Raw genomic sequence first — 12,729 nt, forward strand, 5'->3', positions numbered from 1 at the left:
TCGCTAACGCTCGGCTCCGTCATGCCCCAGGCAGGCTGCAACACGGCTCCCTCGCTGCGCTCGGTCACGCGCACACCGCTGCGCGCGCGTCGTCATACCGCTGCCCGACCGACCGATCCATGGAGAAGCCTCACCCTGCCTGTTGTCGCCGCAAACCCGCCTCGATGCTCCCCGCCCCCATGATCATCGACCGCGCGCATGCCCATCGTTACCGACACCATCGGCACACGCCGAACCCAACCCGTGCGATCCGGGCAGCGGACCGCGACCCGGCCGCGCGAAACGCGCGCCGAGAACGATTATTCCCTGCCGCCGCGCGATTGGTGACCCCACGGCGGCAGGACCCGCTCAACTCAGTCGATCGAGCAGAATCGCCAGCTCGGCGCCGATCTCGGCCAGCGCTTCCGGCGCGGTCATCTGCGCGTGCGTCACCTCGACCGGCCGGTCCAGCACCGCACCGGTGACGTGCGGCGACCAGTCGGCCGCAGTGGCGCGAAGCACATCCGCCGGATCGGCGACGGCCGCGCTGAAGTACGCCACCGAGCCGTGGAATACCCCTGGACGGTGCTGGGCGATCAGTTCGGCCGAGCGGACCGCGCTGCGGTAGATGCGCCGCAACCGTTCGGGGGTCAGGGCGACCAGTTCCGGCGGGATCATCGCGTGCAGGGCGGCCAGGGCCTGGTCGCTGAGGTCGTAGATGTCGTCCTCGGCCCCGATCAGGTCGCCGCCGAGCCCGAGTTCGGCCAGCGCGCCGCGCACCGCCGCGCGGAAGCCCGCGACGTCGGGGTTCGGGTGGCTGTCCATCATGGCCAGCAGCTCGACCTGTTCGCCGTCGCCCTGGAGCTCGGTGGCGATGGCGTGCGCGAGCACCCCGCCGAGCGACCAGCCGAGCAGCCGATACGGGCCGTGCGGCTGCACGGTCCGGATCTCGGTGACGTAGCGGTGCGCCAGCTCGGCGATCGAGCCGGGCAGGTCGCCGTCCTCGGACAGGGCAGGCGACTGCACGCCGTAGATCGGCTGTTCGGCGGGCAGGTGCTGCGCGAGGCCGGCGTAGCTCCAGGCCAGGCCGTACATCGGGTGCAGGCAGAACAGCGGCGCCGCGCTGCCCGCGGTACGGATCGGCAGCAGGATGCCCATACCGGCGTCGAGGTCGCGCTCCCCCGGCGCCTGCGCGTCGATCCGGGCGGCCAGCCCGGCGACCGTGGCGTCGGTGAAGAACCACTGCACGCTGACCGTCGCGCCGGTGGCCTCGCGCAGCCGGCCGACGGCCTGCGCGGCCAGCAGCGAGTTGCCGCCGAGGGTGAAGAAGTCGTCGTCGAGACCGACCTGGTCCGCGCCGAGCAGGTCGGCGAATACCCCGGCGATGGCCTGTTCCAGCGCCGTCTCGGGCGCGCGGAAGGCGATCGTGCCGGCGAATTCCGGTGCGGGCAGGGCCTTCCGATCGAGCTTGCCGTTCGGGGTCAGCGGGAGCGCGTCCAGGACCACGATCGCGTCCGGGACCATGTAGCCGGTCAGGAACTCGGCGACCTGGGTCCGGATGGTCGGCGAATCGCTTTCTGCCACCACGTAACCGATGAGCCGGTCGCCCTGCGCGTCCGAACGGACCAGGGCGACGGCCTGCTGCACGCCGGCGCAGCGCAGCAGCGCCGCCTCGATCTCGCCGAGCTCGATCCGGAAGCCGCGCAGCTGTACCTGCTGGTCGCTGCGGCCGGCGTATTCGAGCTGGGCCTTGTCGCCGCGGTCCCGCCAGCGACCGACATCGCCGGTGCGGTACATCCGCGAACCGGGCGCGCCGAACGGGTTCGCCACGAACCTGGTCGCGGTCAGTCCCGGCTTGCCCAGGTAGCCGCGGGTCAGCTGCGCGCCGACCACGTGGATCTCGCCCGGCACGTCGATCGGGGTCGGGTGCAGGCGCGGGTCGAGCACATAGGCGTCCAGGCCGGGGATCGCCCGGCCGATGACGCTGGCCGGATTGCCTCGATCACGCTCGTCCAGCGGCAGGAAGGACACGTGCACCGTGGTCTCGGTGATGCCGTACATGTTCACCAAACGGGTTGCCCCGCCGTGCCGTTCGTACCAGCGCTCGAGCTTGCGCAGATCCAGGGCCTCGCCGCCGAACACGACATAGCGCAGCGCCAGCGCGCCGGGCTCGGCGGCCCGGTCGGCCTCCGCCAATTGGTAGAAGGCGGACGGGGTCTGGTTCAGCACCGTCACCCGCTCGCGAATCAGCAACTCGCGGAACTGTTCCGGCGACCGCGAGGTGACGTAGTCGACCACCACGACCGAGCCGCCGTGGGCCAGGCCGCACCACAGTTCCCACACCGAGAAGTCGAACGCGAACGAGTGGAACAGCGTCCAGACATCGTGTTCGTCGAAGCGGAACAGGGACTGGGTGTTCGCGAACAGCTCGACGACGTTGCGGTGGGTGACGCCGACGCCCTTCGGCACGCCGGTCGAGCCGGACGTGTAGATGACGTAGGCCAGGTTGTCCGGGCGCAGCGGCGCGTGCCGGTCGGCGTCGTGGATCGGCGCGTCGGCGAAAGCCGTTGTCTGCTCGAACAGGACGACGGGCAGCTCGCCGGTGGGCACCGCGGCCCGCTCGTCCGCCGTGGTCAGCACGCAGACCGGGGCGGCATCGGCGAGCATGAATTCCAGCCGCTGCGCCGGGTAGGCGGAGTCGATCGGCAGGTAGGCGGCGCCGGTCGCGAGCACGCCGAGCAGGGCGACCGGCAGGTCCTCGGTGCGCGGCACCGCGACGGCCACCAGCGACTCCGGGCCAGCACCCTGGGCGATCAGGGCCCGGGCGACCTGGTTGGCGCGGCGTTGCAGCTCGCGGAAGGTCAAGGTGCGGTCACCGAAGCGGATAGCGACGGCGTCCGGACGACGCCACACCTGATCGGCGATGAGGCCGGGCAGGGTCGCGCCGGGCACCCAGGCGCCGAGCGAATTCCATTCGCGCAGCACGAGTTCGCGTTCACCGGCGGCGAGCACGTCGATATCGCCGACCACCACCGAGGCATCGGCGGCGATCGCCGCGAGGATGCGGCGGAAGCGCTCGGCGAAGTCCTGCACGGTCGCGGCGTCGAACAGGTCGGTCGCGTAGCCGAAGATCGCCGAGATGCCCTGGGCGTCCGGCTGTTCCGCGATGGTGAGTTGCAGGTCGAACTTGGCCGGCTGAACCTGCGGATCGAGGCCGGCCACGGTGAGGCCGGGCAGCTCGAGCGAGGTCTGGGCCAGGTTCTGGAAGACCAGCATCACCTGGAACAGCGGGTGCCTGGCCGCCGAGCGGACCGGGTCGAGCAGCTCGACCAGGCGCTCGAACGGCAGGTCGGCGTGGCCGAACGCGGCGACGTCGGTGTCGCGCACGGCGGCGAGCACCGCGTCGAACGTCGCGCCGGGCTCGATCTCGCTGCGCAGCACCAGGGTGTTGACGAACATGCCGATCAGGTCGTCGAGCTCGGCCTCGCCGCGACCGGCGACCGGGGTGCCGATGGCGATGTCGGAGCCGCCGGACAGCCGGGCCAGCAGCACCGCGAGCGCGGCGTGCACGACCATGAACAGCGTCGAGTTGTGCTGCTGGGCAACCCGTTCGAGCGCGGCGTGCAGGTCCGCGTCCAGCTCGAGGTCCAGCGTCGCGCCCCGGTAGGAGGCGGCCGCGGGGCGCGGGCGGTCGGCGGGCAGGGCCAGTTCATCCGGCAGGGCGGCCAGCGTGGTGCGCCAGTACTCGGCCTGCTGGGCGATCAGGCTCTGCGGGTCGTCCTCCGCGCCGAGCACGTCGCGCTGCCAGATGCTGTAGTCCGCGTATTGGACCGGCAGCGGGGCCCAGTCCGGGGCCGTGCCGCCGGTGCGGGCGGCGTAGGCCAGCATCAGGTCCCTGGTCAGCGGGCCCATCGACCAGCCATCGGCGCTGATGTGGTGGGCGACGAAGACCAGAACGTAGTCGGTAGTGCCGGAGACCTGGAACAGGTTGGCGCGGAACGGAACCTCGGCGGTGACATCGAAACCCGCGGACACGACGCGGTATACCGAATCCGCCACCTCCGCAGCGCCGATCTGCACCGGCGCGAGATCGACCGAGCCCTGCGGGGCGATGGACTGCACCGGGCCGTGCGGCGTCTGCGGGTAGGTGGTGCGCAGGATCTCGTGGCGGGCCACCAGATCCTGCACCGCCGATCGCAGTGCGGCGACATCGAGTTCGCCGGAGAGCCGGATGGCGGCCGGGATGTTGTAGACGGCGGAGCCGGTGTCGAATTGGTTCAGGAACCACATCCGCTGCTGCGCCAGCGACAGCGGAATCTGTTCCGGGCGCGGACCCGCCACCAGCGCCTTGCGGCCGGTGCCGACGTGTTGGGCGAGCTTCACGGCCAGACCGGCGACGGTCGAGGCCTCGAACAGAGCGCGAACGGGGACGCGCGAATCCAGCGCGGCGCCGATCCGGGCGGCGACCTGGGTGGCCAGCAGCGAGTTACCGCCGAGACCGAAGAAATCGTCGTCGGCGCCGACCTGATCGACACCGAGCACCTCGGCGAACACCGACGCCACGATCTCCTCGATCGGCGTCGACGGCGCACGGAACACCTGAGCCTCGAACTCCGGCTCCGGCAACGCCTTCCGATCCAGCTTGCCGTTCTGGTTGAGCGGCAACGCGTCGAGCACGACGAACGCGGACGGCACCATGTACGACGGCAGAACGGCGGCCAGGGTCGACTTCACCTGTGCCACATCGACATCGGTCCCCGCCGGGACCAGGTAGCCGATCAGGCGATCGCCGGTGCGCGGATCCGCCTTGGCGATGACGGCGGCCTGCGCGATCTCGGGCAGCGCGAGCAGCGCCGCGTCGATCTCGGCGAGTTCGATGCGGAAGCCGCGGATCTTCACCTGGAAGTCGGTGCGGCCCCGATACTCCAGCTCACCGGCGGCATTCCAGGCCACCAGGTCACCGGTGCGGTACATCCGCACACCGGTCTGGAACGGGTTGGCCACGAACCGATCCGCAGTCAGATCCGCCCGACCGAAGTAACCACGCGCCAGCTGGGCACCGGCCAGATACAGCTCACCCGCGACACCGACCGGCACAGGCCGCAGTCGTGCATCCAGCACGAAGACCTGGCTGTTCCACTCCGGCGCGCCGACCGGCACCGAGGCTAGGTCGTTGCGCGAGACCCGGTGGCTGGTGATGGACACCGCGGCCTCGGTCGGGCCGTACAGGTTGAACAGCTCGACGCGCGGGTAGTCGCGCAGGAACCGCTGTGCCAGTCCGGCCGGGAGCGCCTCGCCGATCGCGAGCACTCGCCACAGGGAGGTGGGGAAATCACCGGCGGTGAGTGCGTCGAGCATCGACGGCACCACATGCAACGTGGTCACCCACTCACGCGCCATCAACTCGTTCAGATACGCCGGATCCTGATGACCATCCGGGGCCGCGATGACCAAACGGCCACCACACACCGCCGCCGACCAGAACTCCCACACCGAAAGGTCGAACGTGGCAGCGGTCTTCAGCAAAATCGCATCAGCGGCATCGAGACCGAACTCGGTCACCTTCCACAGCAACTGATTCGCGATCGCCCCATGCGACACCGCCACACCCTTGGGCCGACCCGTCGAACCCGACGTGAAAATCACATACGCCGTGTTCTCCTGGCGAAGCGGCGCAACACGTTCGGCGTCGGTAATCGGGGTGGCGGCGAAAACGTCGAGATCGAGATCATCGATCCGCACTACAGGCGCGACATCGGTGGCGAACCCGGCATCGGCATTGCTCAGCACACACACCGGCGCCGCAGTCTCGAGGATGTAGCTCGTCCGCTCGGCGGCCTGCGCCGGGTCCACCGGCACATACGCACCACCGGACTTCGCCACCGCGTACATCGCCACGATCAGATCGACCGAGCGGCGGAAAGCCAACGCCACCCGCGACTCCGGCCCCACCCCGATCGAGATCAGATGCCGCGCAAGACGATTCACCCGCGCATCCAGCTCGGCGTAGGTCACCTTCTCGCGACCGGTCGGCAGATCGACCACGAGCGCGACGGATCGCGGATCGGCGGCCACCGCGGCGTCCAGCAGCGACACCAGCGTCGCCGACTCGTCGACCTGCTGCTCGGTGGCATTCCACCCGGCCAGCACGTCGTCGCGCTCGACCGCGTCGAGTACCTCGATATCCCCGACCGGCGTCGTCGCGTCCGCCACCACGGCGGCGAGGATCCGCGCGAACCGCTCGGCGAAGCCCTGCACGGTGGCGGCGTCGAACAGATCGGTCGCATAGGTGAAGAACCCGCCCATGCCGGTCGGCACGCCGGATTCGTCGTAGCCGTCACCGACGATCAGATGCAGATCGAACTGCGACACAGCCAGATCCGCGTCCAGCCCCGACACCGCGAGACCGGGCAGTTCGAGCGCGGTGCGCGCGATGTTCTGGAACGACAGCCCCACCTGGAACAGCGGGTGATGCGCCGTCGAGCGCGGCGGATTGAGCACCTCGACCAGGCGCTCGAACGGGATGTCCGCGTGCGCGAACGCCTGCAGGTCGGATTCGCGCTGCCTGCTCAGCAAGTCGACGAACGACTCACCCGGCTCGAACTGGGTCCGGAACACCACGGTGTTGACGAACATGCCGATCAGGTCGTCCAGCTCACGCTCGCCCCGACCGGCCAGCGGCGTGCCGATGGCGACGTCCACCGAACCCGAGAGCCGGGCCAGCAGCACCGCCAGCGCGGTGTGCACAACCATGAACAGCGTCGCGCCGTGCGCGCGCGCAAGTTCCACGAGACCGGCGTGGGTCGCCGCATCGATCTGCACATCTACCCGGGCACCGGCCATGGACGCGATCGCCGGGCGCGGCCGATCGGTCGGCAACTCCAGCAGATCCGGCAGGTCGGCCAGGTGCGAGCGCCAGAAGCCGATCTGCTGCGCGGCAATGGATTCGGCGTCGGCCTCGTCGCCGAGCACCGCCCGCTGCCACAGCGCGTAGTCGGCGTACTGCACCCGCAACGGCGCCCAATTCGGCGCCTCGCCCGCGGTCCGCGCGGCATAGGCGATCATCACGTCGCGCACCAGCGGACCCATCGAGGACCCGTCGGCGGCGATGTGATGCACCACGACGGCCAGCACGTACGTGTCCGCGGCGCCGTCGACCTGGAGCAGCGCCACCCGGACCGGGACCTCGGTGGTCACGTCGAACGAACTCGACGCCAGCGCGTACACCGCGCCGGCCACGTCGGCCTCGTTCAGCAGCCGCGGCGCGACGTCCAGCGCAATGCCGTTGGGCGGCAACACCACCTGGATCGGGCCGGTGGCCGTCTCCGGGTAGACGGTGCGCAGCACCTCGTGCCGGGCCACCACATCGTGCAGCGCCGCGCCGAGCGCGGCGACATCCAGCGCGCCGGTCAGCCGCAGGGCGAACGGCAGGTTGTAGGCGGCCGAACCGGCCGCGGCGTCGTCCTGGTCGAAGCGGTTGAGGAACCACATCCGCCGCTGTGCCAGCGACAGCGGCAGTTCCGCCGGCCGCTCGATGCTGCCCAGCTCGACCCCGGGCCGATTGTGCACCTGCGAATCGATCACCGACGCGAGGGCGGCCACGGTCGGCGCCTCGAACAGCGTCCGCACCGGCACCCGGCCGCCGACCGCAGCGCCGAGCCGCGCGACCACCTGGGTGGCGATCAGCGAGTTGCCGCCGAGGGCGAAGAAGTCGTCGTCGGCGCCGACCCTGGTCAGCCCGAGCACCTCGCCGAAGACCCCCGCGATGATCTCCTCGACCGCCGTCGCGGGCGCGCGGAATTCGCGCGCGGTGAACATCGGTTCCGGCAGCGCCTTGCGATCCAGCTTGCCGCTGGCGTTGAGCGGGAGCTCGTCCAGCGCGACGATGGCGGCCGGAACCATGTAGGCGGGCAGCGTTTCCGCGATGGCGCCGCGCAATTCCTGCGGGTCGATCCGCGCGCCGGGCGCGGCGACCGCGTAGGCGACCAACTGGTCACCGAGCGAGGATTGGCTGACCAGCGCGACCGCCTGGCTCACCGAATCCTGGGCCAGCAGCGCGGTTTCGATCTCGCCGAGCTCGATGCGCTGGCCACGGAACTTCACCTGGAAGTCGGTGCGCCCGAGGTAATCGAGCACCATGTCCTCGTCGGCGTCCGCGCCGGAAGCCTTGCGCCACACGACGAGATCGCCGGTGCGATACATGCGCTGCCCGCTGCCGAACGGATTCGCCACGAAGCGATCCGCGGTCAGATCCGGCCTGCCGACATAGCCGCGGGCCAGCTGGTCGCCGGCCAGATACAGCTCGCCGGCCACGCCGTCGGGCACCGGGCGCAAGCGCGCGTCGAGCACGTAGACCCGGGTGTTCCACTGCGGCAACCCGATCGGCACCGAGCGGGAATCCGAACCGTCGGCCGGCCAGTAGGTCACCGACACCGCGGCCTCGGTCGGCCCGTAGAGGTTGTGCACGTCCGCGTCGGTCACCGCGTGCACCGCGGTGACCGTCTCCGGCGGCAGCGCCTCGCCGATCACGAAGATCTGCTCCAGCGTCGGGACGGCGCCCTTGGCGGTGTGCGCCGCGAACACGGTCAGCATCGACGGCACGAAGTCGGTGACCGTCACCGACTGCGCGGCAATGGTTTCCGCGACGTAGGCCGGATCGCGATGCCCGTCCGGGGTCGCCACGACCAGCTTCGCGCCTGCCCGCAGCGGCAGGAAGAAGCCCCACAGCGACACGTCGAAGGTGGTCGCGGTCTTCTGCAGGTACACGTCGTCCGCGTGCAGCGGGTACTCGGCGAGCATCCACTCGATCTGGTTGTTGATCGCCGCGTGCGACACCGCCACGCCCTTCGGACGACCGGTGGAGCCGGAGGTGAAGATGACGTAGGCCGGGTTCTGCGGCGACACGGGGCGGAGCAGTTCGTCCGTGCGGACCGGCGCGCCGTCGAACCGCGCCAGATCGACGGTATCGATGGCGACCGCCGCAACACCGGCGGGCACGGCGGCCGCGTCGGCGGAAGTCGTGACGACGCAGGCAGGCTGTGCCGTGTCGAGAATATGCGCGATCCGCTCGGCCGGATGATCCGGATCCAACGGCACATACGCGCCACCCGTGGCGACGATCGCGTACATACCCACAACCAGATCGAGCGAACGCCGAATCGCCAAACCCACCAGCGACTCCGCGCCGACACCCTGCGCAATCAGCAGCCGGGCAAGCCGATTGACCCGCTCATCGAACTCCCGGTACGTGAGCTCAGTGCCCTCGTAGACCACCGCGACGGCATCCGGGGTGCTCGCCACCGTCTGCCGGTAGCCGTCGAGCAGCAGATGCGGGGCGACGCGCTGCCGGGTGTCGTTCCACTCGAACAGGATCCGATCCCGCTCGACCAGCGACAACAGGTCGGCATCGCCCATCGCCCGGTCCGGGTCGGCGGTGACCGCGCGCAGCAGCCTGCGGAATCGCGCGGCGAACCGCGCCACCGTCGCCGCGTCGAACAGGTCGGTCGCATAGGTGAACATGGCTGAGAGACCGGTGTTCTCGCCCTCGTGCGGGGTCACCGTCAGCTGCAGATCGAACTTGGCCGCGGCGCCGTCCAGATCCAGGGCGGACGCCGACAGCCCCGGTAGTTCCAACGCGGGTTTGTCCATGTTCTGGAAGAACAGCGCCACCTGGAACAGCGGGTGATGCGCCTGCGAGCGGGCGGGATCGAGCACCTCGACGAGCCGCTCGAACGGCAGGTCGATATGCGAGAAGGCCGCCAGGTCAACCTTTTTGGCCGACTCGACCAGCTCCCGGAACGACGCGCCCGGCGCGCTGTCGGTGCGCAGCACGAGCATGTTGACGAACATGCCGATCAGCCCGTCCAGCTCCGCCTCGCCGCGACCGGCCACCGGCGTGCCGATGGCGATGTCGGGCGTTCCGGACAACCTGGCCAGCAGGGCCGCGAACGCCGCGTGCACCACCATGAACAGCGAGGCGCCCGTGTCCAGCGCGAGCGCGTCGAGCTTGGCCCTGGTCTGGGCGTCCACCTCGAACAGGTGCACCCCGCCGCGACCGGACGGCAGCGCGGGCCGCGGCCGATCCGCGGGCAGTTCCAGCCGGCCGGGCAGGCCCGCCAAAGCCGTTCGCCAGTAACCGATCTGCTCGGCGGCAACCGACTTCGGATCGTTCTCGTCGCCGAGCATCGCGCGCTGCCACAGGGCGTAATCGGCGTACTGCACGGGTAGCGGTGCCCAGCCCGGTGCGGAATCCGCGGTGCGGGCGAAGTAGGCGACGGTCAGGTCCTGCACCATCGGGGCCATCGACGTGCCGTCGGCCGCGATGTGATGCACCACGACCGCGAGCACATGGTCGCCGTCGCCCAACCGGAACAACGCCATCCGCAGCGGCACCTCGGCCGCCACGTCGAACCCGGCCAGCATGAACTCGGCCAGCCTGCCCGGCAGCTCGGACTCGGCGACCTCGGTCACCACCAGCTCCGGAATCGCCTGCGCCGCAGGCAACACCACCTGATAGCCGGTGCCGTCCACGGCCGGGTAGACCGTGCGCAGCGTCTCGTGCCGCTCGACCAGATCGGCCATCGCGGCTCGCAGCGCGGCCACATCCAGCGCGCCGGACAACCGGATGGCGAACGGAATGTTGTTCGCCGCCGACGCGGTATCGAACTGGTTCAGGAACCACATCCGCTGCTGCGCCAGCGACAGCGGGATGTGCTCGGGGCGCGGCATCGGCGCCAGCTTCTGCCTGCCGCCCGAGCCGGTGAGCGGGGCGAGCCGCGCGGCCAGCGCGGCGACCGTCGGCGCCTCGAAGACGGTGCGCGCGGGCACCCTGGCGCCGATCTGCGCGCCGAGCCTGGCCACCACCTTGGTGGCGACCAGCGAGTTGCCGCCGAGCTCGAAGAAGTCGTCGTCGGCGCCGATCTCGGCGCCGGTGTCGAGCAGCTCCGCGAAGACCTGCGCGACCAGCTGCTCCAGTTCGCCACTTGGCGCACGGAATTCCCTGGTCTGCAACTGCGGCGCGGGCAGCGCGCGCCGATCCAGCTTGCCGGTCGGCGACAGCGGGATCTCGTCCAGCACGGTGATCGTGGTCGGCACCATGTGCGCGGGCAGTCGCTGTTCGGCGGTCGCGATCAGCTCGTCGGTGTCCACCGTCGCGCCGGGCGCGGCCAGCACGTAGGAGACCAGAATCGTGGTGCCGCTGTCGAGCTCGTGGCCGATGGTGACCGCGAAGTCGACGCTGTCGTGCGTGGCGAGCACCGCGTCGATCTCACCGAGCTCGATGCGGAAACCACGCACCTTCACCTGGAAGTCGTTGCGCCCCGCGTACTCCAGCCTGCCCTCGGCGGTCCAGCGAACCAGGTCACCGGAGCGATACAGCCGAGAACCGTTGGGATCGAACGGATTCGCCACGAACCGCGCGGCGGTGAGCGCCGGGCGATCGTGGTAGCCGCGAGCCACCTGCGCGCCCGCGATGTACAGCTCGCCGACCACGCCGTCCGGCACCGGCGAAAGCCGCTCGTCCAGCACGTATTCGGTGACGCCGCGAATCGGCCCGCCGATGGTCAGCGGGGCGTCGAGCACCAGCGGCGCGCCGATGTTCACCACGATCGTGGTCTCGGTCGGCCCGTAGACGTTGAACAGCGCGCGGACGCCGCCGGTGACCGGAAGTATCCAGCGCCGCACCAGGTCCGGCGGCCAGGCCTCGCCGCCGACCGCGACGACGCCGAGGTCGTCCAGCCCCGCCGGATCGATCGAGGCCAGCGCGGCGGGGGTGATGAACGCATGGGTCACCCGCTCGCGGCGCAGCAGCTCGGCGAGATCGTCACCGCCGAACACCGTCGGCGCCACCACGACCATGGTCGCCGCGCCACCGAGCGCGAGCAGCAGCTCCAGCATCGAGGCATCGAACGAGGGCGAGGAAAAGTGCAGCGTCCGTGCGGTACTCGTGACGCCGTAGTGGGTGCGCTGCTCCTCGCAGAACCCGGCCAGACCCGCCTGGGTGGCGACCACGCCCTTCGGCGCGCCCGTCGAACCGGAGGTGTAGATGACCCACGCCGGATGCTCGGCGCGCAGCTGGCGCACCCGGTCGGCGTTGGTGATCGGCTCGGTCGAGTGCCGCTCCAGCGAGCGCAGCGTGGTCTCGCTGTCGATGACCAGCCATTCGACCTGGCCCGGCAGCTGGGCGGCGGACCGGCCGGTGGTCAGCCCGAAGACCGCGCCGGAGTCCTTGACCATGTGCTCGATCCGGTCGGCCGGATAGTTCGGATCCACCGGCACGAAGCCTGCACCCGACTTGGCCACCGCCCAGACCGCGACCACCGAGTCGATCGAGCGCGGAACACCGATCGCGACAAGATCTTCCGGGCCCACGCCGCGCTCGATCAGCAGCCGCGCCAAGCGGGTCGACCGCTCGTCGAGCTCGGCGTAGCTCAGTTGCGCCAATGTCGCTGTGGCGTCGGCATAGGTGAGGGCGATGCCGTCCGGGTTCGCTTCGACGGCGGTTGCCATCAGCTGCGGCAGCGTGATGACCCGGGGTCGCCGGGTCCGCGCCGGCCGGACACGAGCGGAACGCGTCATGCGTTCACCGATGCCAGGATCTTGCTCCCCCGCGAGCCATCAGCACGCACGTCCCCAACTACACGAACCATGAAACTCTGCTCATCCTGCCTGTCGAACATGTTGAAGCCACACCTGCCGCGGGCGCCTCGATTCGGCGAACCGGTCCCGAGTGACCCTAGTCATGTTTTTAGG

At 70.2% G+C, this 12,729-nt stretch carries 1 pseudogene; it reads right to left on the reverse strand.

From position 1 onward, the window contains the following. Positions 1-348 precede the first annotated feature (348 nt). A pseudogene (locus ACFQ9K_RS30845) lies at positions 349-12,555 on the reverse strand (amino acid adenylation domain-containing protein); the annotation flags it as partial. Positions 12,556-12,729 lie beyond the last annotated feature (174 nt).

The organism is Nocardia sp. NPDC056564 (assembly GCF_042793755.1).
Taxonomy (GTDB): domain Bacteria; phylum Actinomycetota; class Actinomycetes; order Mycobacteriales; family Mycobacteriaceae; genus Nocardia.